The 21,748-nt window shown below is 72.2% G+C and carries 16 protein-coding genes; 6 read left to right on the top strand and 10 right to left on the bottom strand.

The genetic code is table 11. From position 1 onward, the window contains the following. Positions 1 to 22: 22 nt before the first annotated feature. Positions 23 to 229, bottom strand: a complete 207-nt coding sequence (locus K3769_RS11990; RefSeq protein ID WP_267026425.1) for a hypothetical protein — start codon at positions 227 to 229, stop codon at positions 23 to 25. A 142-nt stretch (positions 230 to 371) separates the two neighbouring features. Between K3769_RS11990 and K3769_RS11985 the strand changes: the two genes are divergently transcribed. Both K3769_RS11985 and K3769_RS11980 read left to right on the top strand, forming a co-directional pair. Next, positions 372 to 1,688 (top strand): RNA polymerase subunit sigma-70, encoded by a 1,317-nt coding sequence (locus K3769_RS11985; protein ID WP_267026424.1) that lies wholly within the window; start codon positions 372 to 374, stop codon positions 1,686 to 1,688. 79 nt (positions 1,689 to 1,767) lie between these two features. Further along, entirely contained in the window at positions 1,768 to 2,535 is a 768-nt protein-coding gene (locus K3769_RS11980) for an SDR family NAD(P)-dependent oxidoreductase (RefSeq protein ID WP_267026423.1), read from the top strand. A gap of 329 nt (positions 2,536 to 2,864) precedes the next feature. Here K3769_RS11980 and K3769_RS11975 read toward each other — a convergent pair whose 3' ends face one another. Then, on the bottom strand, positions 2,865 to 4,307 hold the full coding sequence (locus K3769_RS11975; protein ID WP_267026422.1) for an MFS transporter: 1,443 nt from the start codon (positions 4,305 to 4,307) through the stop codon (positions 2,865 to 2,867). An 80-nt stretch (positions 4,308 to 4,387) separates the two neighbouring features. On the opposite strand from K3769_RS11975, the gene dusB reads away from it, so the two are divergent. Beyond that, complete coding sequence (gene dusB, locus K3769_RS11970) at positions 4,388 to 5,554, top strand: tRNA dihydrouridine synthase DusB (RefSeq protein ID WP_267026421.1); 1,167 nt, start codon at positions 4,388 to 4,390, stop codon at positions 5,552 to 5,554. A 372-nt stretch (positions 5,555 to 5,926) separates the two neighbouring features. On the opposite strand, the gene K3769_RS11965 is transcribed toward dusB, so the two are convergent. Next, positions 5,927 to 7,873: an amylo-alpha-1,6-glucosidase gene (locus K3769_RS11965; RefSeq protein WP_267026420.1), complete on the bottom strand. Its 1,947-nt coding sequence runs from the start codon at positions 7,871 to 7,873 to the stop codon at positions 5,927 to 5,929. Next, a complete protein-coding gene (locus K3769_RS11960; protein ID WP_267026419.1) occupies positions 7,870 to 9,453 on the bottom strand; it encodes an MGH1-like glycoside hydrolase domain-containing protein in 1,584 nt (527 codons plus the stop codon). Before K3769_RS11960 ends, K3769_RS11965 begins: the two co-directional genes overlap by 4 nt. Positions 9,454 to 9,598: 145 nt before the next feature. Between K3769_RS11960 and K3769_RS11955 the strand changes: the two genes are divergently transcribed. Together K3769_RS11955 and ppdK are read left to right on the top strand one after the other, a co-directional pair. Further along, the gene (locus K3769_RS11955; RefSeq protein ID WP_267026418.1) at positions 9,599 to 10,816 is read left to right on the top strand and encodes an ROK family transcriptional regulator; all 1,218 of its coding nucleotides are present in this window, start codon (positions 9,599 to 9,601) and stop codon (positions 10,814 to 10,816) included. 416 nt (positions 10,817 to 11,232) lie between these two features. Further along, the gene (gene ppdK / locus K3769_RS11950) at positions 11,233 to 14,007 is read left to right on the top strand and encodes a pyruvate, phosphate dikinase (RefSeq protein WP_372514921.1); all 2,775 of its coding nucleotides are present in this window, start codon (positions 11,233 to 11,235) and stop codon (positions 14,005 to 14,007) included. A 181-nt stretch (positions 14,008 to 14,188) separates the two neighbouring features. Here the strand turns inward: ppdK and K3769_RS11945 are convergent, their stop codons facing one another. The 4 genes from K3769_RS11945 to K3769_RS11930 all read right to left on the bottom strand — a co-directional run bounded on the left by K3769_RS11945 (position 14,189) and on the right by K3769_RS11930 (position 19,067). Further along, positions 14,189 to 14,650, bottom strand: a complete 462-nt coding sequence (locus K3769_RS11945; RefSeq protein ID WP_267026417.1) for an LAETG motif-containing sortase-dependent surface protein — start codon at positions 14,648 to 14,650, stop codon at positions 14,189 to 14,191. A 99-nt stretch (positions 14,651 to 14,749) separates the two neighbouring features. Further along, the gene (gene nirD / locus K3769_RS11940) at positions 14,750 to 15,133 is read right to left on the bottom strand and encodes a nitrite reductase small subunit NirD (protein WP_267026416.1); all 384 of its coding nucleotides are present in this window, start codon (positions 15,131 to 15,133) and stop codon (positions 14,750 to 14,752) included. Further along, the gene (nirB, locus tag K3769_RS11935; RefSeq protein ID WP_267026415.1) at positions 15,130 to 17,799 is read right to left on the bottom strand and encodes a nitrite reductase large subunit NirB; all 2,670 of its coding nucleotides are present in this window, start codon (positions 17,797 to 17,799) and stop codon (positions 15,130 to 15,132) included. The genes nirD and nirB overlap by 4 nt, the downstream gene beginning before the upstream one ends. After that, positions 17,799 to 19,067: an NAD(P)/FAD-dependent oxidoreductase gene (locus K3769_RS11930; RefSeq protein ID WP_267026414.1), complete on the bottom strand. Its 1,269-nt coding sequence runs from the start codon at positions 19,065 to 19,067 to the stop codon at positions 17,799 to 17,801. The genes nirB and K3769_RS11930 overlap by 1 nt, the downstream gene beginning before the upstream one ends. A 203-nt stretch (positions 19,068 to 19,270) precedes the next feature. On the opposite strand from K3769_RS11930, the gene K3769_RS11925 reads away from it, so the two are divergent. Then, positions 19,271 to 20,053 (top strand): sulfite exporter TauE/SafE family protein, encoded by a 783-nt coding sequence (locus tag K3769_RS11925; RefSeq protein WP_267026413.1) that lies wholly within the window; start codon positions 19,271 to 19,273, stop codon positions 20,051 to 20,053. A 42-nt stretch (positions 20,054 to 20,095) separates the two neighbouring features. Here K3769_RS11925 and K3769_RS11920 read toward each other — a convergent pair whose 3' ends face one another. After that, positions 20,096 to 20,722, bottom strand: a complete 627-nt coding sequence (locus tag K3769_RS11920) for a class F sortase (protein ID WP_267031331.1) — start codon at positions 20,720 to 20,722, stop codon at positions 20,096 to 20,098. Between the two features lie 143 nt (positions 20,723 to 20,865). Then, positions 20,866 to 21,447 carry a GVDTG sorting domain-containing protein gene (locus K3769_RS11915; protein ID WP_267026412.1) on the bottom strand — a complete coding sequence of 194 codons (582 nt, stop codon included), beginning with the start codon at positions 21,445 to 21,447 and terminating at the stop codon, positions 20,866 to 20,868. Between the last annotated feature and the right edge of the window lie 301 nt (positions 21,448 to 21,748).

Below are 21,748 nucleotides of genomic sequence, written 5' to 3'. Positions count from 1 at the left end.
TCGCCCCCCCGTCAGGACCCCGTCAGGTCCCGGCCGGGTCCACCGTCGCCTGGTGTGCCTCCGTGAGATGTTCCTCGGCCTTCAGCCAGGGCAGGAACTGGGCGGGCCTGCGCCAGCCGCAGGTGTCGCATCTGATCGTCCGCTGCATGCCCGTGCGTTGTACCCGTACGACGTGCTCGCGGCCGTGTTGGTCCCAGCGGCTCACCTTGCTGGTGTTGATCTGCAGCATGACGCCTCCTGGTGGTCGCGCTCCGCTTGCGCGACAAGCCCTAGGAGTCTGCAACACGAACAACATCAACGGGGGCGCGTGCGCGGTGAGTTCTGTGTGCGTTCTGCGCGGTGTGGGGTTCTACGGAGACTAGCGTGTCGGCATGACCGGGAAGTGTCAGACCTGCTCAGGCCCCCTCCAGGACGGCGGAGGGCCCGGACGGGCCGCGTCCTACTGCTCGCAGGCATGCCGCCAGCGCGCCTACCGGGAACGGAAGCGGCCGGCCGGCGTGCCCGCCGGAGAACTCGTCTCCGACCTGGGCGACCGGCTGCGACGGCTGCGGCTGGAACCCGCGGTCGCCTTCCACGCCGATGTCGAGGCCCTGTCCACCCGCTTCAGCCGCCTGCGCCGCCTCGCCCGCGAAGCACGGGAGGAGAGGGTGGAGAGGGTGGAGAGGGTGGAGAGGGCGGGAATCGTCACGCCCGTCGGTGTGACGAATCCGCGTGACGGCGGGTTCGACGCGCTCGTCGAAGCGCACCGGCGGGAGCTGCGGGTCCACTGCTACCGGCTCCTCGGCTCGTACGACGAGGCCGAGGACCTCACCCAGGAGGCGTTCCTGCGCGCCTGGCGGGCCCGGGACACCCTGGAGGACGTCGACAACCCGAGGGCCTGGCTCTACAAGATCGCCACCCGGGTGTGCCTCGACTTCCTGCGCAGACACAACCGGCGTCCCACCCCCTACGAGCCGGTGCCGGGCATGGACTCCGGCGACGGGCCGCCGCCGCCGAGCCTGCCGTGGCTCCAGCCCTTCCCCGACGACCAGCTGCCCGAGACGCCCGTGGCCCGGTCCGCGCCGGACGAGGAGGCGGTGGCGGGCGAGACCCTCGAACTCGTCTTCCTCACCGCCATCCAGCGACTGCCGCCGCGCCAGCGGGCCGCGGTGATCCTGCGCGATGTCGCCGGATGGTCGGCCGCGGAGACCGCCGACCTGCTGGGCGCGAGCCAGGCCTCCGCCAACAGCGCGGCCCAGCGCGGCAGAACGGCCCTGCGGGAGGCGCTGCCCGGCCCGCGCGAGGACTGGTCGGCCCGTCCGCCCAGCGCCGACGACCTGGCGCTTCTGCGGCGCTACATGGAGGTCGCCGCCCGGGCCGACATCGACGCCATGGTCGAGCTGGTACGGGAGGACGCGGTGCTCACGATGCCGCCGAACCCGTTCTGGTTCACCTCGCGCGACGCGCTCATCGCCTTCGTGCGGCCGAACCTCGATCCCGCTTCGCCGATGTTCGCCGGACACTGGCGGCACCTGCCGGTGCGGGCCAACGGCCAGCCGGCGGTCGCCGGGTATCTGCGACGGCCCGGGACCAGCGTCTTCCGGGCCCAGCTCATCGACGTGCTGCGCGTCGAGGAGGGGCGGATCGCGCAGATCACCACCTTCGAGCCGCATCTCTTCGAGGTGTTCGGGCTGCCGATGACGCTGTGAGAGCGATGAGTTCCCGCGGCGGGCGCGTCTCATGGGGTGACGGGCGCACCTCGCGCCCCCTTCGAGGAGATGAAGAGCCATGCTGCAGAACAAGGTCGCGGTCGTCTACGGCGGAGCCGGTTCCCTCGGCGCGGGCGTCACGAAGGCGTACACGGAGGCCGGGGCGAGGGTCTTCCTCGTCGGCCGGACGGAGAAGACCCTGCGTGCGGTCGCCGACGTGACCGGGGCCGCGTACGACGTGCTCGACGCCGCTGACGAGGACGCCGTCGAGGCGCACGCCGACTCGGTGGTCGAGCGGGCCGGCCGGTTCGACGTCTCGTTCAACCTGGTGCCGCGCGGGGACTTCCAGGGCGTACCCCTGACCGAGATGTCGGTGGCCGACTACACGCGGCCGGTCACGCGGGGCATCACGTGCCAGTTCATCACCGCCCGGGCCGCCGCGCGCCGGATGGCCGCCCAGGGGTCCGGTGTGATCCTCGGCCTCAACAGCGGCTCCCACCAGGGCAGTCCGATGCTCGGCGGTACGGGGGCGGCCGACGGCGCGCTCGACGCGCTGATCCGCCAGCTCGCCCAGGAGGCCGGTCCTGCGGGGGTCCGCGCCCTCGGGATCTGGACGGCGGGCGTGGTCGACACCCTGACTCCCGAGAAGCTCAGCGCGGCGGGTGCGCCCGCGGCGGACGAGGCGGCGGTGGAGGGTATCCGCGCGCACCTCGACGGCCTGCGGATGACGAGGCGGTCGCCCCGGATCGCGGACATCGCGGCGCTGGCGACCTTCCTCGCGTCCGACGGGGCGGCGGGGCTCACGGGCACGTGGGTGAACGCGACCGCGGGAATGTTCCCCAGCTGACCGGCTGCCCCGCGCAGTCCCCCGCGCCCCTGAAAGGCCAAAAGACTGCGCCGTTCCCCGCGCCCCTGAAAGGCCAAAAGATTGCGCCGTTCCCCGCGCCCCTGGGGGGGTGAGGGCTGGGGCGTGTGGGGCGGGTGAACGTCGCCTGTGGCTGAGCGCGCAGTTCCCCGCGCCCCTAAAAGCCAAAAGATTGCGCCGTTCCCCGCGCCCCTGAAGGGGCAAAAGATTGCGCCGTTCTCTGCGCCCCTGAAGGGGCGAAAGCTGGGGCGCAGCCCCGCTTTTTAGGGGCGCGGGGAACTGCGCGGCCAGCTACAGGCGACGGTCACCCGTCATACGACCCCCGCTGACTCCTTCACCTCCGGTGAGGACAGGCGGTCCGCCGTGCGGGCGGCTGTTCCTCGGGCCCACCGCCCGCTCGACAGCCCGCCGACCACCAGCACCGCGAGCCCGCACCCCGCGATGATCCACCACGCGGGCCGGGCCGCCGAGACGAACGAGTCCCGGTACGACGACGCGCCGACCCCCGACGCGAGGACCGCGCCGATCACCGCCACCCCCAGCGTCTGCCCGATCTGGCGGCTCGTGGACGCCACCGCCGCGGCGACCCCCGCCTGCGCCCGGGGCATCCCGGACACCGCCGTGTTCGTGATGGGCGCGTTCACGAAACCGAAGCCGAGCCCGAACAGCACGTACCCGATGACGAGCGTCACGTTCGCCGTCTCGGCCTCGAACGCGGCGAACAGCACCCCGCTCACCGTCATCGTCGTACCCGCGATCAGGAGGGACAGGCGCGGTCCCCGGTTGCCCACCAGCCGCCCGGACAGCGGTGCGCAGACGAAGGTCATGGCCGCCATGGGCAGCATCCACAGGCCCGCGTCGAGCGCGCTCAGCCCCCGGACGTTCTGCAGGTAGAGGGTCGACAGGAAGAGGAAGCCGCCCAGCGCCGCGAATGCGCTGACCGCCACCACCGTGGCCCCGCTGAAGGGGACCGAGCGGAAGAAGCGCAGGTCGATGAGGGGCTCGTCGCGCCGGGGCTCGTACCAGAGGAGGGTGACCAGCGCGGCGAGCGCGATCCCGCCGAAGACGAGGATCTTGCCGGCGCCCGAACTGGGCGCCTCGATGATCGCGTAGGTGAGGGAGCCCAGCAGGGCGATCACCAGGAGCTGGCCCACCGGGTCCGGGCGGCGCGCCTTCGGGGCGCGGGACTCGGGCACGTACCGCAGGGTGAGCAGGAGCGCGGCCAGGCCCACCGGCAGGTTGACCCAGAAGATCGAGCGCCAGCCCACGGAGTCGACCAGGAGGCCGCCGACCAGCGGGCCCGCGGCCATGGATATGCCGACGACCGCGCCCCAGACGCCGATCGCGCGGGCACGCTCGCGCGGGTCCGTGAAGGTGTTGGTGATGATCGACATGGCGACCGGGTTGAGCATCGAGCCGCCGACCGCCTGGATCATGCGGAAGGCCACGAGCGATTCGAGGTTCGGCGCGAGCGAGCACAGGACCGAGCCGACGGTGAAGACGACCAGGCCCGCCATGAAGACCTTGCGGCGGCCGATGCGGTCGGCCGTCGAGCCCGCGAGCATCAGCAGCGAGGCGAGCACCAGCGTGTACGCGTCGATCGTCCACTGCATGCCCGCGAGGCTCGCGTGCAGATCCTTCTGCATGGAGGGGAGGGCGACGTTGAGAACGGTGTTGTCGAGGCTCACGATCAGCAGACTCATGCAACAGATCGCGAGCACCAGCTGACGCCGGCGGGGGCTGAGCTCAGGCATGGGTACCAGGTTACGCCCATGTCGGTAGTGTGCCTAACTAACGACTACCGTCACGGGTCGGCGTACGGGACAATGGGGGAATGTCCACGCCCACGATCACTCCCGCGTCCGCGGTGAGCACCGCTCTGCGGATCGGTCCGCACACCGTCCAGCCGCCCGTCGTGCTCGCCCCCATGGCGGGCATCACGAACGCGCCGTTCCGCACGCTGTGCAGGGAGTTCAGCGGGGGAAAGGGCCTGTTCGTCAGCGAGATGATCACCACGCGGGCGCTGGTCGAGCGCAACGAGAAGACCATGCAGCTGATCCGCTTCGACGCGTCGGAGACCCCGCGTTCGATCCAGCTGTACGGCGTCGACCCCGCGACCGTCGGCAAGGCCGTCCGCATGATCGCGGAAGAGGGCCTCGCGGACCACATCGACCTGAACTTCGGCTGCCCGGTGCCCAAGGTGACCCGCAAGGGCGGCGGCTCGGCCCTCCCGTACAAGCGGCCGCTGCTGCGGGCGATCCTGCGTGAGGCGGTGGCCGGGGCGGGGGACCTGCCGGTCACCATGAAGATGCGCAAGGGCATCGACGACGACCACATCACGTTCCTCGACGCGGGCCGTATCGCGGTCGAGGAGGGGGTCACGGCGATCGCGCTGCACGGGCGCACCGCCGCGCAGCACTACGGCGGGACGGCCGACTGGGACGCCATCGCGCGGCTCAAGGAGCACGTGCCGGAGATTCCCGTGCTCGGGAACGGGGACATCTGGTCCGCGGACGACGCGCTGCGGATGGTGCGGGAGACCGGGTGCGACGGGGTCGTCGTGGGGCGGGGGTGCCTCGGGCGGCCGTGGCTGTTCGCTGATCTGGTCGCGGCGTTCGAGGGGCGGGGCGGGCAGTACGCGCGGCCGGCCCTGCGCGAGGTCGCGGCCGTCATGGTGCGGCACGCGACCCTGCTCGGGGAGTGGATCGGGGACGAGGCGCGCGGGGTCATCGACTTCCGCAAGCACGTGGCGTGGTACCTGAAGGGGTTCGCGGTCGGCTCGGAGATGCGGCGGCGGCTCGCGGTCACGTCGTCCTTGAGCGAACTGGCGGAGGGGCTGGAGGAGTTGGAGCTCGATCAGCCGTGGCCGGTGGGGGCGGACGGGCCGCGGGGGCGGACGTCCGGCAACGGGCGGGTTGTCCTGCCGGACGGGTGGTTGAAGGATCCGTACGACTGTGCGGGTGTGAGTGAGGACGCGGAGCTGGACACGTCCGGAGGCTGAGCGCCCCGCGCCCCGGGGGAGCTGCCCGATTGCGCCGTTCCCCGCGCCCCTGAGGGAGTGAGGGCGGAGGTTGCTGGATGAGTGCGGGCACGTACGGGCTGGCCGCGCAGTTCCCCGCGCCCCTAAAGGCAAGCCGGGGCGCAGCCCCGCTTTCCAGGGGCGCGGAGAACGGCGCGCTCAGCGGCAGCCGTCCTGCACGGTCCCACGTGCCTCGGCCCTCATCCCCTCAGGGGCGCGGGGAACTGCGCGCTCGGCCACGGGCGACCTGCACCGTCCCACGTGCCTCGGCCCCCACTCCCTAGGGGCGCGGGGAACTGCGCGGCCCACCCCGGTCGGCCCGCACCCGAAAGCGCGCGGCGGCCACGCGCGACCTCACGCACCGCCCACCGCGGTGAGCAGCGCCAGCGGCGCGGCCGCGGACCGTGACTCCCGCACGCAGGCGTGCGGATACGGCACAGGCTCCGCACGCGTCCCCCTCCCGTACCCCGCGAGCACCTCCGGCAGCCGGTGCCCCGCGACGGACGCCGCGTCCACCAGCCCGTGCGCCACCGTCCGCGCCTCGTCGTGCAGCCCGTACCGCGCCAGCCCCAACGCGATCAGCGCGTTGTCGTGCGGCCACACCGACCCCCGGTGGTACGACAGCGGATGGTACGCGGCCTGCCCCGCGGCCAGCGTCCGTACGCCCCAGCCCGAGAAGAAGTCCGGCTCCAGCAGCCGCCGCCCCACCAGCTCCCCGTACTCCTTGTCCAGCAGCCCGGACCACAGCAGATGCCCCGCGTCGGACGCGAGCGCGTCGACGTGCCTCCCGTCGCCGTCGAGGGCGAGCGCGGGGAAGGCGCGGTCCGCCATCCAGAAGTCCCGCTGGAACCGGTCCCGCAGATCCGCGGCGGCCTGTTCGAGAAGCGCCGCGTACACCTCGTCGTCCCACACCGTCCGGGCGAGCTGCGCGGTCCGGCGCAGCGCGTCGTACGCGTACCCCTGCGCGCCCGCGGCCGTCACAGGACCGGTCGGCCGGCTGCCGTCGCCCGAGCAGATCGCGCCGGGGGAGTCCTTCCAGTTCTGGTTGGCGAGGCCGCCCTCGTCCGCGCGGTAGACGAGATAGCCGCGCGAGGTCAGCCCGCCGTGGTCCAGCATCCAGCCGATCGCCGCACGGGCGTTGGCCTCCAGCCGGCGGGCCGGCGCCGTGTCACCGGTCTGCTCGACGTACGCGCCGAGAAGGATCAGGAAGAGCGGGGTCGCGTCGACCGAGCCGTAGTAGCGGCCGTACGGCACCTGCCCGAAGTGGGCCAGCTCCCCGTGCCGCACCTCGTGCACGATCTTGCCGGGCTGGGCCACCGTGCCCACTCCGACCTCGGTGGCCTGGGCCGCGGCGAGCGCGGGCAGCGTGGCGGCGGCCAGCTGCGGGCGGTAGGGGAGCGCGAACAGGGACGTGAGCAGCGAGTCACGGCCGAGCAGGGTCAGGAACCACGGAACGCCCGCGGCAGGCACGCGAAGTTCCTCCCCGTCCGGGCCCGTCGCCGGTACCTGGAGCACCGCCAGGTCGGCCAGACCCCGCGCGCACGCGGCGGCCAGCTCCGGCCAGCCGGTCGGGAAGGGCATGCCCTCGGTGAACTCGCTCTCCAGCGCGCGGAGCCGGGCGTTCGCGGCGGCCGGGGTGGCGGGCACCCGCGGGGGTGCCGTGCCGTGCGGGCGCGCCGCCACCCGCAGGGCCAGCTCGGTCGAGCCGTGCGGTTCGAGGTCCAGGGCCCACACCAGGCGCCGCGCGCCCGTGCCGGTCTCCTCGACGCCGTCCGGCGCGGGTTCACAGGTGACGGTCGTACAGGACCGCCACTCACCGCGCTGGTAGCCGAACTCCACACCGTCGTCCAGGACTTCGCGGGAGCGGACCGCGCCGGTCTTCGCGTACGTCCGGTGGTCGGAGCGCAGCTCGAACTGGTCCGTGAAGTCGGCGTCGGCGGTGACCGCGATCCGGACCGTCGTCGGCACCGGGCGGTTGCTGGTGATCCGCAGCGACTCGACGAACGAGCCGTCCCCGACTGCCTGTTCGCGGAAGAGGGTGTGGGCGGGCGGCTCCTGCCGGCCGCCGCGCGGCACGAGGACGCAGCGGGCCGTGTCGCCGTCCGTGACCGGCGACAGCGCCTCGGGCACCGCGCCGTCGACGGTCAGCTGCCAGCGGCTCAGATGCCGGGCGTCGCGCACGAACATCCCGTCGGGGGCGGAGTGCGAACCGCCCCCGCCGCGTACTCCGCTGATGTCCCCGCCGTCGCCCACCGTGGCGAACGTCCCGCCGTGTACGAGCAGATGCTGCCGGTCCGTCATCGCAGGTCCCCTCCCAAGGCACCCTCGCCGAACTTCCCCGTCACGCCCAAGCTTCCCGTCACGCCGAACTCCTCGGCCGTGCCGCGCGTCGCGTCGGCCGTCCCGTGCGCCGTCTCCGGCGCCGTCCCGTGCAGCAGGTCCAGCGTCAGCGCCGCGGTCCAGCTGAATCCGAGCGCCCCGCAGGCCTCACCGCTGTACGGGTCCACGTACTCGGCGAACCCGGAGGTGTCCGCCGTCTCCAGCAGCGCGCCGCGCAGCTCTGCCGCGCGGGCCGTCTCCCCGTGCAGCCGCAGCCCCCGCTCCACCAGCCAGTTGGTGTTGAACCAGGCCGGCCCCCGCCAGTACCGGTGCGGGTCGAAGGCGTGCCCGGTCAGGTCGTAACTCGGTACGAGCCGGGTGGTGTCCCCGAGCCCGAAGTGCGGGCCGCACAGGGTCCGTACGAGTGTCGCGGCCGTCTCACGCGGCAGCGTCGGCAGGATCAGCGGGACCAGACCGGAGACCCCGCGTTCGGGGATCGGCTCGCCCGTGCGCACGTCCCGGCAGAGGAACATGCCCGCCGCCGGATCCCACAGCCGGTCCACCAGCGCCGTCGTCAGCCGCTCCGCGCGCGCGTGGCGGGCGGTGCCCGTCGCGCCCAGCTCCCGGGCGATGCGGGCCAGCGCGTGCTCGGAGGCGATCAGCAGCGCGTTGAACGCCGGGTCCTCCACGGCGAACCCGCCGGCCCGCCCGCCGTCCGCGTGACCCCCGTCCGCGTACCCCCCGTCCCGGTAGTCCGCCGCCAGCCGTACGTACCGCCCGTAGTCCAGGTCCGTCGGCCGGTCCTCGGCCGCGCCGTGGTCCAGGTCGGCGCGGCGGAAGGAGCGGGCCGGGGCCGGGGCGACGCGGGACAGCGGCGCGTCCCAGCTCGGGGCGTTGTCCATGCCCTGCTCCCAGGGGTGGACCACCGAGGCGAGCCCCCCGCCGCCCAGGTCCCGGCGGTGCAGCAGGTAGCGGTGCCAGGCCGCGAGGCGCGGGTACATCCGGGACAGGAAGGACCGCGAGCGGGACAGCCCGGGGTCGGCGGTGTGCACCAGCCACACGGCGAGCGCGTGCACCGGTGGCTGCACGATGCCCGAGGTCTGTACGGTGCCCGGGGCGCCCGCGGTGCGCCCCGCGGTCGAGGAGCGCCAGAAGTCCGGGCTCGGGAAGTACGCGTCGAGGGGGACGGAGGGGTTGAACACGATGTGCGGGATCCGGCCGTCGCCCCACTGCGCGCCGAGCAGCGTCTCCAGCTCGGTCTGGGCCCGCAGCGGAGACAGATGCCGCAGCCCGATCGCGATGAACGCGGAGTCCCAGGACCACTGGTGCGGATACAGGCTGCGCGAGGGCACCGTCGACGTGCCCCGCCAGTTGCCGTTCAGCACCCGGGCTGCCCTGGCCTGCAACGACTCCGCCGGGCGGACGGATCCGAGCGGATCGACCGGACCGAGCGGATCGCCGGGATCGACCGGATCGTATACGGCTGTTCCCGCCCGCCCGTGTTCATGGTGCGGGGCGCGGCGGGCGGTAGGACGGGCGGTGAGCTGGGTCGTGCGGTCCACTCAGGTCTCCCCGAAGACATGCGGCCGATCAGTTCGGCAGTAACCACCGTGTAGTTACGTCTATTTAACACGCAGAACTCAATATGTAATGCAGAGTTGGGGAACGCAAGGGGTCCGTATGACCGGAACCGGAGGGAGGAGCGCGATGGCGATCAGGACGGGGAAGGCCGGGAGCCAGGCCAGCTCCGGCGACCTGCTGGAACTCGTGCGAAGCGGACGCGCCACCACACGGGGGGCGTTGCAACAGGTCACCGGATTGTCCCGGGCCACCGTCGGACAGCGCCTCGACCGGCTCTTCCGGGCCGGCTGGCTGCGCGAGGGCGCCGCGGGCCCGGTCGACTCACCGCTCGGCGGACGCCCCTCGGTCCGCCTGGAGTTCGACGACTCCCACGCCGTCGTCCTCGCCGCCGACCTCGACACCCGGCACGCGCGCGCCGCCGTGCTGTCCCTGACCGGCGAGCTGCTGGCCGAGCACGCCGGGCCGCTGCGCGTCGAGGACGGCCCGGACGCGGTCCTCGGCGAGCTGGGCCGCTGGTTCGCCGAACTGCTGGAGAAGGCCGGGCACCGGCCGGCCGAGGTGTGCGGCATCGGACTGGCCGTACCGGGGCCCGTGGACACCGACACGGGCCGGGTCGTCCAGCCGCCGATCATGCCCGGCTGGGACGGCTACGACATCAGGGCGCGCCTCACCCGGGCCTTCACCGAGCACAGCGGCGCCGGACCGGTCCCGGTCCTGGTCGACAACGACGCCAACCTCATGGCGTACGGCGAGCAGCGCACCGCCCACCCCGACTGCTCGGCCTTCGTCCTGGTGAAGGTCTCCACCGGTATCGGCGCGGGTGTGGTCGTCGGCGGCAGGATCTACCGGGGCATCGACGGCGGAGCCGGGGACATCGGGCACATCCGGGTCCCGGAGGGCGCCGACGCGCTGTGCAGATGCGGGTCGTACGGCTGTCTCGCGGCCGTCGCCAGCGGGGGAGCCGTGGCCCGCAGGCTGGTGGAGTCGGGAGTCCCGGCGGCCTCGGGCTCGGACGTGCGCGATCTGCTCACCTCGGGGCACCCCGGCGCGGCGGCCCTCGCGCGGGAGGCGGGGCGGCAGGTCGGCGACGTCCTCGCCACGGTGGTGACCCTGCTCAACCCCGGCGTCCTGATGATCGCGGGGGATCTGGCCGGAACCGCCTTCCTCACCGGTGTACGCGAACTGCTCTATCAGCGGGCTCTGCCCCGCTCCACCGCGCACCTGGAGGTGCTCACGTCCCGGCTCGGCGAGCGGGCGGCCCTGGTCGGAGCCGGTGCGCTCGTCGTGGAGCACCTGTACGCGCCCGAGCGCATCGAGGAGCGCCTGCTCGCCCTGGGCGTGTGAGGCGATGTGACGGTGGTGTCACCGGTCGGGGAACGCGTCCGCATGGTGAAATCCGGGCGCCGGAATCGGCGTGATTCTCGCCACGCATGATCGATGTTTCGCTCAGATGAGCGGATCTTGAGCATCTGCACTTCTCCAAGGGGTGGCACTCAGTGCCACCCCTTGATCGTTGACGATCTGAACTCAGACGTGGCGTTCGCCGCTCAACTGAGCGCAATGCCGGGTCCGTGGGCGTGCCCGCCTTCAAGAAGTGAACGCTGTAGGGCGCATCGGCTTACCATCCCTTGACTTTCGATCTGGTGGCGGACGAGTGGTTACAGCCGTATGACGCGCAAGTGGACGTACCCAGACGCCTTCGATCTGGGTATGTTCCCCGTCGTCAGGGCAGCCACCGCGTCGTCGAGGAGTCGAGACCCGTGTCGGAAAACAAAGATCCCCACGTAGCCACGAACGGCGACAGCGGCGTCGAGAACGGCGGCGAAGGCGTCGGCGGGAGCGTGAAGTTCGTTTATGACTTCACCGAAGGCAACAAGGAACTCAAGGATCTTCTCGGCGGCAAGGGTGCCAACCTCGCCGAGATGACCAACCTGGGTCTTCCCGTGCCTCCCGGCTTCACCATCACCACCGAGGCCTGCAAGACCTACCTCGACAGCGGCGAGGAACCGGCGGCACTGCGTGACGAGGTGAGTGCGCACCTCGACGCCCTCGAAGCGAAGATGGGCAAGAAGCTCGGACAGGCCGACGACCCCCTCCTCGTCTCGGTCCGCTCCGGCGCCAAGTTCTCCATGCCCGGCATGATGGACACCGTCCTGAACATCGGCCTCTCCGACAAGTCCGTACAGGGCCTGGCCAAGCAGGCCGGCGACGACCGCTTCGCGTGGGACTCGTACCGCAGGCTCATCCAGATGTTCGGCAAGACCGTCCTCGGCGTCGAGGGCGAGCTCTTCGAGGACGCGCTGGAGGCGGCGAAGCAGACCAAGAAGGTCGCGGTCGACACCGATCTCGAAGCGGCCGACCTGAAGAAGCTCGTCACCAAGTTCAAGAAGATCGTCAGGACCGAGGCCGGCCGGGACTTCCCGCAGGACCCGCGCGAGCAGATGGACCTCGCCATCCACGCGGTCTTCGACTCCTGGAACACCGAGCGGGCCAAGCTCTACCGCCGCCAGGAGCGCATCCCGCACGACCTGGGCACCGCCGTCAACGTCTGCTCCATGGTCTTCGGCAACCTCGGCCCCGACTCCGGCACGGGCGTCGCCTTCACCCGCGACCCGGCCTCCGGACACCAGGGCGTGTACGGCGACTACCTGCAGAACGCGCAGGGCGAGGACGTCGTCGCGGGCATCCGCAACACCGTCGCGCTCGCCGACCTGGAGCAGATCGACAAGGCGTCGTACGACCAGCTCATGCAGATCATGAAGACCCTGGAGAACCACTACCGGGATCTGTGCGACATCGAGTTCACCATCGAGCGCGGGCAGCTGTGGATGCTCCAGACCCGCGTCGGCAAGCGGACGGCCGGCGCCGCCTTCCGTATCGCCACCCAGCTCGTCGACCAGGGCCTCATCGACGAGGCCGAGGCGCTGCAGCGCGTCAACGGCGCCCAGCTCGCGCAGCTGATGTTCCCGCGCTTCGACGAGGGGACGAAGATCGAGCAGATCGGCCGGGGCATCGCCGCCTCGCCGGGCGCCGCGGTCGGCAAGGCGGTCTTCGACTCGTACACCGCCGTGAAGTGGTCCCGGTCCGGCGAGCAGGTCATCCTGGTCCGCCGGGAGACGAACCCCGACGACCTCGACGGCATGATCGCGGCCGAGGGCATCCTCACCTCGCGCGGCGGCAAGACCTCCCACGCGGCCGTCGTCGCGCGCGGCATGGGCAAGACCTGTGTGTGCGGCGCCGAGGAGCTGGAGGTCGACACCAAACGGCGCCGCATGACCGTGCCCGGCGGGCACGTCGTCGAGGAGGGCGACATCATCTCCATCGACGGCTCGTCGGGCAAGGTCTACCTGGGCGAGGTCCCGGTCGTGCCGTCCCCCGTCGTCGAGTACTTCGAGGGCCGGATGCACGCGGGCGCCGACGACGCCGACGAACTGGTCGAGGCCGTCCACCGGATCATGGCCTTCGCCGACCGCAAGCGCCGCCTGCGGGTGCGCGCCAACGCGGACAACGCCGAGGACGCGCTGCGCGCCCGCCGCTTCGGCGCCCAGGGCATCGGCCTGTGCCGCACCGAGCACATGTTCCTCGGCGACCGGCGCGAGCTGGTGGAGCGGCTGATCCTCGCGGACACCGACGCCGAGCGCGAGGAATCCCTGAAGGAGCTTCTGCCGCTCCAGAAGCAGGACTTCGTGCAGCTCTTCGAGGCGATGGACGGCCTGCCAGTCACGGTCCGCCTCCTGGACCCGCCGCTGCACGAGTTCCTGCCCGACATCACCGAGTTGTCGGTGCGCGTGGCCCTCGCCGAGGCCCGCCAAGACCCGCACGAGAACGAACTGCGGCTGCTCCAGGCCGTCCACCGGCTGCACGAGCAGAACCCGATGCTCGGCCTGCGCGGCGTACGCCTGGGCCTGGTCATCCCGGGCCTGTTCACCATGCAGGTACGGGCGATCGCCGAGGCCGCCGCCGAGCGCAAGAACGCCAAGGGCGACCCGCGCGCCGAGATCATGATCCCGCTTGTCGGCACGGTCCAGGAGCTGGAGATCGTTCGCGAGGAGGCCGAGCAGGTCATCGCCGAGGTGCAGGAGCACACGGGCGTGGACCTGAAGCTCTCCCTCGGCACGATGATCGAGCTGCCGCGGGCCGCGCTGACCGCCGGTCAGATCGCCGAGGCGGCCGAGTTCTTCTCCTTCGGCACGAACGACCTCACGCAGACGGTGTGGGGCTTCAGCCGGGACGACGTGGAGGCCAGCTTCTTCACGGCCTACCTGGAGAAGGGCATCTTCGGGGTGTCCCCCTTCGAGACGATCGACCGCGACGGCGTCGGCAAACTCGTCCGCGACGCCGTGCTGGCCGGCCGTGAGACGCGGCCCGACCTGAAGCTCGGCGTCTGCGGCGAGCACGGCGGCGACCCGGAGTCGGTCCACTTCTTCCACGAGGTGGGACTCGACTACGTCTCCTGCTCACCGTTCCGCATCCCGGTGGCGCGCCTGGAGGCGGGCCGAGCGGCCTCGTCCTCGACGGGCAGCGACCACCGGTAGGCCGAAACCCAGGTCCAGGTCCACAGGGCTCCGGGCCCGTCATCCGCCACCACCCTCACCGGCGGCCGACGGACCCGGCGCACGAAAACGAGGAGGCGGCACCCCGTGCGGGGGGTGCCGCCTCCTCGCCGCGCGCGCCCGGTGCACCCAACGGGCGGGCCCATGCGTCGGGCCCCGGGCGTCAGTTGGTGTCGCCTCGCCTCCGCAGCGCGAACAGCACCCCGCCGCCGGCCAGCAGGACGGTCACGCCGCCGGCCGCGAGGTAAGGGGTGGCACCGCTGCCGCCGGTCTCCGCCAGGTCGGGGTTCCGCCGCCCGGTATCCGTGCCCTCGTCCTTGCCGTCGCCGTCCTTGCCGTCCCCGTCCTTGCCGCCCCCGCCCTTGGCGTCCGTGGCCGTGTCCTGGTCGCTCGCGGGGACGAAGCCGGCGGGCGGTCTGTCGCAGCCGACGCCGTCCTTGTCGCGGTCCAGGTCCTCGGCGTAGTGGTCGTCGCCCTTGACGATGTTCGCGTACCCGTTCGCGTACGCCTCGGTGCAGTTCTCGAAGGGGTGCAGGCCGTCGTGGGCCTCGGCGGCGGTGACGGACACGGCGGCCAGGGCCAGCGCGGCGACGGCCAGGGAGGCGGACTTCCGGAACAGGTTCACGGGGACGAAAGTACGAGAGGGGTTCTCGGCACCGCGGCGGAACGACGGACCCGTGATGCGAACGTGACGTGACCGTACGGTAACTCTCCGCGCACGGAATCAGTGCGCCCGTACCTCGTACGTCGTCACCCGTACCGACTCGTCGTCCAGGCACACCCCCGACGCCAGGTCGAACCGCTGCTTCAGGAGCGGCGAGGCGACGAACGGCCGTCCCTGGTGCGAGCCGGTGAGCCCGCGGGAGAGGACGGCCGCGCCCGTGAACGGGTCGCGGTTGTCGATCGCGTACATCCGGCCCGTACGGTCCAGGAAGAGCGCCACCTGCCGTCCGTCCGGCAGCAGCGCCGCCACCCCCCGCCCGGGCAGCAGGACGGACAGGTCGCACACCGCGAACCAGTCGTCGGCGACCGCCGTACCGGCCGTGCCGTGCGGTTCGGTCAGCCGGAGCTGGACCCTGAGCGTCGTGGTCTCGGGTGCGAGCGTCATCGCTGGGCGCTTCCTTCCAGGGGACGGCTGCCGATGCTCAGCAGCGGCAGGTCGGGCTTGATCTGGTCGCGCTCCGGAACGAAGCCGACGACCGGGTCGGGCGTGTCCGGCGCGTTCACGAACGACACGAAGCGGGACAGCTTCTCCGGGTCGTTGATGGTCTCGGCCCACTCGTCGCGGTAGGCGGCCACATGCGCCGCCATCAGCGACTCCAGCTCCTCGCAGATGCCCAGCGAGTCCTCCACGACCACCTCGCGGACGTGGTCGAGGCCGCCGGGGATCCGCTCCAGCCAGGTCGAGGTGCGCTCCAGCCGGTCGGCCGTACGGATGTAGAACATCAGGAACCGGTCGATCAGACGGATCAGCTCGGCGTCGGAGAGGTCCTGGGCGAGCAGGTCCGCGTGGCGCGGGGTGGCGCCGCCGTTGCCGCCGACGTACAGGTTCCAGCCGGCCGCCGTGGCGATGATGCCGAAGTCCTTCGACTGGGCCTCGGCGCACTCACGGGCGCACCCGGACACCGCCGACTTGAGCTTGTGCGGGGACCGCAGACCCCGGTAGCGCAGCTCCAGGTCGATGGCCATGCGCACCGAGTCCTGCACGCCGTAACGGCACCAGGTCTGCCCCACGCACGACTTGACCGTCCGCAGCGACTTCCCGTACGCGTGCCCGGACTCGAAGCCCGCGTCCACCAACCGGGACCAGATCAGCGGCAGTTGCTCGACCCGCGCGCCGAACATGTCGATCCGCTGGCCGCCCGTGATCTTCGTGTAGAGGCCGAAGTCCCGTGCCACCTCACCGATCACGATGAGCTTCTCCGGGGTGATCTCACCACCGGGGATGCGCGGCACGATCGAGTACGAGCCGTTGCGCTGCAGGTTCGCGAGGAAGTGGTCGTTGGTGTCCTGGAGGGCGGCCTGCTCACCGCCGAGGACATACCCCTCCGCGCCGATCGTGGGTGCCAGCGACGCGACGATCGAGCCGACCGTGGGCTTGCAGACCTCGCAGCCGTCACCGCCCCGCGCGTCCTCGCGGCCGTACCGGTCGAGGAGTTGCTGGTACGAGGAGATGCGCAGGGCGAGGACGATCTCGTACAGCTCCTCACGGGTCTGCGAGAAGCAGCCGCACAGGCCCTTGTCGACCTCGACGCCGCTCGCCTCCAGCTCGGAGGTGACCAGTTGGCCGAGCACCTTCACGCAACTGCCGCAGCCGGTACCGGCCTTGGTGCACTTCTTGACCTCGGGGACCGTCGTGCACGCGTGCTCGGTGACGGCGCCCCGGATCGCGCCCTTGGTGACGTTGTGGCAGGAACAGATGATCGCCTCGTCCGGCAGCGAGGAGGGGCCGAGCTGGACGGGCGCCCCCGCGCCGGCCGGCAGCACGAGCTGCTCCGGGGCGATCGGCGGCACCGAACCGGTGAAGGCCCGCAGCGTGCCGTACGCGTCCGCGTCGCCGACCAGGATGCCGCCGAGCAGCTCCCCGCCCGCCCCGATGACCAGCTTCTTGTACGTGCCCGAGCGCGAGTCCGCGTAGACGACGTCGAGGCAGTCGGCGGCGGCCCCGTGCGCGTCACCGAAGGAGGCGACGTCGACACCGAGGAGCTTCAGCTTGGTGGAGAGGTCGGCGCCCGTGAAGGAGGCGTCGGTGAGGGAGGCGTCGGTGAGGGAGGCGTCGGTGAGGGAGGCGTCGGTGGGGCCGGTCCCGTCGGCGGCGATCGCCGCCGCCGCCGTCTCGGCCATCTCGTAGCCCGGCGCCACCAGGCCGTACACCCGGCCGTCCGAGGCCAGCGCGCACTCGCCGATCGCGAAGACGTGCGGGTCGGAGACCGTACGGCACCGGTCGTCGACGCTGATGCCGCCGCGCTCGCCCACGGTGAGGCCGCAGTCGCGGGCCAGCTGGTCACGGGGGCGCACACCGGCCGAGAACACCACCAGGTCGGTGGCGACCGTGGAGCCGTCGGAGAGCTTCATGCCGGTCACCGCGCCGTCGTCGCCGGTGACGACCTCCTGCGTACCCGTCCCTGTGTGGACCGTCAGGCCCATGTTCTCGATGGTGCGGAGCAGCGCCGCGCCGCCGCCCTCGTCGACCTGGACGGGCATCAGCCGGGGCGCGAACTCCACGATGTGCGTGGCCAGTCCGAGCCCCTTCAGCGCACCGGCGGCCTCAAGTCCGAGCAGCCCGCCGCCGACCACCGCGCCGGTCGTCGCCCGCGCCTTCGCGTACTCCTCGATGGCGAGCAGGTCCTCGATCGTGCGGTAGACGAAGCAGCCCTCGGCGTCCTTGCCCGGGACGGGCGGCACGAAGGGGAACGAGCCGGTGGCGAGGACCAGCGTGTCGTAGCCGACGACGAGACCCGAGCGGGCGGTGACCTTACGGGCGGCCCGGTCGACGGTCTCGGCCGGGTCGCCCAGGTGCAGCTCGATGCCGTGTTCCTCGATGAACCCCATGTCCGTCATGGACAGTTCCTCGGGCGTGCGGCCCGAGAAGTACGAGGTGAGCTGCACGCGGTCGTACGCGGGACGCGGCTCCTCGCACAGCACGACCACCCGGTGCGTGGCGGTCAGGCCGCGCTCGGCCAGCGCTTCGAGGAAGCGCTGGCCGACCATGCCGTGGCCGACGAGCACGATCGTGGGGCGGGGGCCGGTTCCCACAGGTGCGGTCGTGGACATCAGGAGCCTCCATCGTTGGTGAGCAGGTGGAGCAGCGGGGCGCCGTCCGCGGGGAGCGGTTCCGCTCCCTCCCAGGCGCGGGCGAGCGCGCCGACGGTGCCCAGCTCGCCGACGAGCACCCCGCCGACCAGGCGGTCGTCGCGGACGACGACCTTGCGGTAGGTGCCGCGGGTCGCGTCGGTGAGCTGGACGACGTCGTCCCCGGGGAGCGGGGTGTGCTCCCCGAAGGCGGCGAGGTCGAGGGGACCGCCGGAGGCGGCGGAGCCGCCGGTGGCGAGGGTCAGCCGGGTGAGGGCGCGGGTGCCGCCGTAGCCGGCGGCGCCTCCCGCGGGGCCCGTGGACGACCCGGCCGACGGTGGTCCGGCCAGCAACTCGGCCAGCACGTCGGCCTGTTCGAGCGCGGGCGCGGCCAGCCCGTACACCTGGCCGTCGTGCTGCGCGCAGTCGCCGATCGCCCGGATGTGCGGGTCGGAGGTGCGCAGCTCGTCGTCGACGATGACGCCCTTGTGCACGGCGAGCCCGGCGTCCTGGGCGAGTCCGGCCCGCGGACGTACTCCGCAGGCCAGCACCACCAGGTCGGCGCCGAGGGTGTAGCCGTCGGCCATCTCGACCGAGCGGACCGCGCCCTCGACGCAGCGCACACCGCGCACCCGGCTCTCGGTGTGCACCTCGACGCCGAGGTTCTTGAGGTGTCGGAGCACCAACTTGGAGGCCGACGGGTCGAGCTGACGCTCCATCAGCCGTTCGCCCTGCTGGGCCAGTACCACCTGCGCGCCGCGTTCGGCGAGTGCGCGGGCGGCCGAGACGCCGAGCAGCCCGCCGCCGATGACGACGGCCCGGGTGTCCCGCCGTACGGCGTCGGACAGGCCCAGGCAGTCGTCCATCGTGCGGAACGCGTGCACGCCTTCGGGCAGTTCGTGCCGGCCGGGGGAGAAGAGGCCGCGCAGCGGGGGCAGTACGGGGTTCGAGCCGGTGGCCAGGACCAGCGTGTCGTATGCGATCACCGTGTCGTCGGCGAGGCGCACCTGCCGCAGCGCGCGGTCGATGCGCACGACCCGCCCGCGGGTCAGCCGCTCGGGCACCGGGAGCGCGATGACCTCGGGGGCGTAGCGCCCCGCCAGGACTTCCGCGAGCAGCACCCGGTTGTACGGGGTGTGCTCCTCCTCGCCGACGAGTACGGCGGACACGCCGAGCTCCGAGAGCCTGCGGGCGAGACGTACGCCCGCGAGGCCGGCGCCGATCACCACCACACGCGTATTCGAGGTCATGTACGGCAGCGTGCGGTGCCGGTGTTACCCGGCAGCATCACGACTGTTTCCCGCGGGGAACGCTGCCCTCAGCGGGACCGGGGCACGGATGTGAGGGTTCTCGGCGGCCGGTCGGCAACCTCAGAAGTCCCCAACCTCAGAAGTCCCTCAAGGTTCACATAATTCATGGACGGCCCATCTATACCGTCCGTACTGTCGTGATCATGCCCGACATCTCGCTGACCATGGTCGTCGTCCTGTGCCTCGCCGCCCTCGCGGCCGGCTGGATCGACGCGGTCGTGGGCGGCGGCGGCCTGCTCCTCCTCCCCGCCCTGCTGCTCGGCCTGCCGAACTCGGGCTCGGCGGCCCAGTACGCGCTCGGCACCAACAAGGCCGTGGCGATCGTCGGGACGACGGGCGCGGCGGTGACGTACGCGCGCAAGGCGCCCGTGGACGTCCGCACGGCGATACGGATCGGCCTCGCGGCGCTGGCCGGGTCCACGGCCGGGGCGTTCGTCGCCACCGGGATGAGCACCGAGATCCTGAAACCGGTGGTCATGGTCGTCCTGCTCGGTGTCGGCACCTTCGTGATCATGAAGCCCGCGTTCGGTACGGCTCCCTCGACCGAGCCGGTCTCGCCGCGCCGCGTCCTCGCCGCGATCGGACTCGCGGGGCTCGGTATCGGCTTCTACGACGGACTGGTCGGCCCCGGCACGGGCACGTTCCTGGTGCTCGCCCTGACCGCGCTGCTCCACCTCGACCTGGTGTCCGCCTCCGCCACCGCGAAGATCATCAACTGCTGCACCAACGCGGGCGCGCTGGCCACCTTCGCCTGGAAGGGCACGGTGTACTGGCAGCTGGCCGCGCTGATGGCCGTGTTCAACCTCGTCGGCGCGATGGCCGGGGCGCGCACCGCGCTCAAGAAGGGCAGCGGTTTCGTACGGGGCGTGCTGCTGACGGTGGTGTTCGCGCTGGTGGCGAAGCTGGCGTACGACTTCTGGCTGTGAGCCCCCGCTGATCTACGGCTTCTGGCTCTGAGCCCCCGCTGATCAGGGGTGGCGGCTGCCCGTGAGGTGGGCGAAGACGACCACGTTGCCCCGGTAGCCGGTGCCCGCCGAGTAGCCGCCCCCGCAGGTGATCACGCGCAGCTCCGGGCGCGCGGCGGCCCCGTACACCTTCTCGTCCGGGAAGTCGCGGGCGTCGTACACCTCGACCGCGTCGACGGAGAAGAGGGCGACGCTGCCGTCCCGGCGGCCGACCTCGATCGTGCTGCCCTTCCCGAGGGCGCCGAGCCGGTAGAAAACGGCGGGGCCCTCGGCGTTGTCGACATGGCCGGCGACGATCGCGGTGCCCTTCTCGCCGGGCGCGGTACCGGCCTCGTACCAGCCGGCGAGGTTCTTCCGGGCGGCGGGCGGCACGTCGAGGCTGCCCTGCGGGGAGAGGCCGAGGCCCATGAGGGGGGCGTCCACCCGGATCGAGGGGATACGGACGCGGTCGGGCGGTGAGTGCGGCAGCGCGTCGGCCGCCGGCCGGTCCACATGGCTGCCCGCGCGGGCCTGCGCGGCCGACGGCTGGGGCGGCGCGTGCGTCTGGGCGCCGCGGTGCAGCAGCAGGGCCCCGCAGAGCAGCGCGACCAGGGTGGCGGCGGCTATCGAGACGTTCGAGATGTTCGCGATGCCGCTGAACGGACGCACCCGCACGCGGACCCCCTCCCTCCTGTGACGGTTCAGTGGGTCCCGCGTCCCCCTCCGGGCCGCGAGCGGCGTCGGGTCCGGAGAGGGCGGGGACGGCGGTACCGGTGGACAGCGGAGGGTGTCCGTCAGATCCCGTCGCCTCTCGCCCGGCGATGCAGGAGCCAGGTACCGCCCGCGGCGGCGACGGCCAGGGCGGCCACTCCCGCCGCGGTCTGCACGGGGTCGGGACCGAGTGCGCCGCCGACCCCCGTCTTCACGCTTCCTCGCGGGTGGACCTGCGTCTGCGGCCTGCTCTCCTGGGTGGAGGTGAGCGTGACCACCAGGTCGCCGGTCATCCGCGTACCGCCGGAACAGCGCACGACGATCTCGTACGTGCCGGGCTGCGCGGACGGCGGTACCTCGAAGCGGCCGACCGCGTCCTCCTCGTGCACGCTGGGGATCAGCGTGAACCGGCCCGCGCCGACGGCCCCGGCGTCACCCGACACGGCGTCGTCGGACTCGCACGACGCGGTGTTGACGGTGACCTCGTCGCCGGGCGCGACGGTGGCCGGGTAGAGCTCGATGGCCCCGGCGCCGGCCCGGTCGTCCCTCGCCCCGTCGGTCCGCGCCCCCTCCCCGCCCCCGGCCGCCCCGTACGCGGGTGCCGCGCAGAGGGCCGCCGAGGCGACGGCGAGCGCGGTACCGGTCAGCAGGCGGGCTGTGCGCATCGTGCTCGCTCCTGTTCGAGGGGGCGCGACCCGCGACACCCCCATGTGCCGCTGCGTCGGTCACGCCCTGCCCTACCGAGGTAAGTGGCTGTCGACGCCGTACGCCTCCTGATGTCACGTCAGAAGTGCGGTGAACGGGTGTCAGGCGCAGGCTGCGCGGAGCCGTCCCGCCGACGTTTCACCAGGTCATAGGGGTGCGGGTGCCGTCCGGGCAGAAAGAACCCGAAGAGAGCGGGCGGCACGTGTGAACGGGTGACCGGATCTCGCCCTCGCCGCCTTGACCTCAACTTTGGTCGAGGTG

It is taken from the genome of Streptomyces ortus, from assembly GCF_026341275.1.
Taxonomy (GTDB): domain Bacteria; phylum Actinomycetota; class Actinomycetes; order Streptomycetales; family Streptomycetaceae; genus Streptomyces; species Streptomyces ortus.
The sequence above is the reverse complement of the archived record's forward strand: the minus strand, read 5'-3'. Positions and strand labels throughout refer to the sequence as shown.

Bases quoted from the DNA above. Each gene is read 5' to 3' on its own strand.
- K3769_RS11990 (WP_267026425.1), bottom strand. From the start codon at position 229: ATGCTGCAGATCAACACCAGCAAGGTGAGCCGCTGGGACCAACACGGC.
- K3769_RS11985 (WP_267026424.1), top strand. From the start codon at position 372: ATGACCGGGAAGTGTCAGACCTGCTCAGGCCCCCTCCAGGACGGCGGA.
- K3769_RS11980 (WP_267026423.1), top strand. From the start codon at position 1,768: ATGCTGCAGAACAAGGTCGCGGTCGTCTACGGCGGAGCCGGTTCCCTC.
- K3769_RS11975 (WP_267026422.1), bottom strand. From the start codon at position 4,307: ATGCCTGAGCTCAGCCCCCGCCGGCGTCAGCTGGTGCTCGCGATCTGT.
- dusB (WP_267026421.1), top strand. From the start codon at position 4,388: ATGTCCACGCCCACGATCACTCCCGCGTCCGCGGTGAGCACCGCTCTG.
- K3769_RS11965 (WP_267026420.1), bottom strand. From the start codon at position 7,873: ATGACGGACCGGCAGCATCTGCTCGTACACGGCGGGACGTTCGCCACG.
- K3769_RS11955 (WP_267026418.1), top strand. From the start codon at position 9,599: ATGGCGATCAGGACGGGGAAGGCCGGGAGCCAGGCCAGCTCCGGCGAC.
- nirD (WP_267026416.1), bottom strand. From the start codon at position 15,133: ATGACGCTCGCACCCGAGACCACGACGCTCAGGGTCCAGCTCCGGCTG.
- nirB (WP_267026415.1), bottom strand. From the start codon at position 17,799: ATGTCCACGACCGCACCTGTGGGAACCGGCCCCCGCCCCACGATCGTG.
- K3769_RS11930 (WP_267026414.1), bottom strand. From the start codon at position 19,067: ATGACCTCGAATACGCGTGTGGTGGTGATCGGCGCCGGCCTCGCGGGC.
- K3769_RS11925 (WP_267026413.1), top strand. From the start codon at position 19,271: ATGCCCGACATCTCGCTGACCATGGTCGTCGTCCTGTGCCTCGCCGCC.
- K3769_RS11915 (WP_267026412.1), bottom strand. From the start codon at position 21,447: ATGCGCACAGCCCGCCTGCTGACCGGTACCGCGCTCGCCGTCGCCTCG.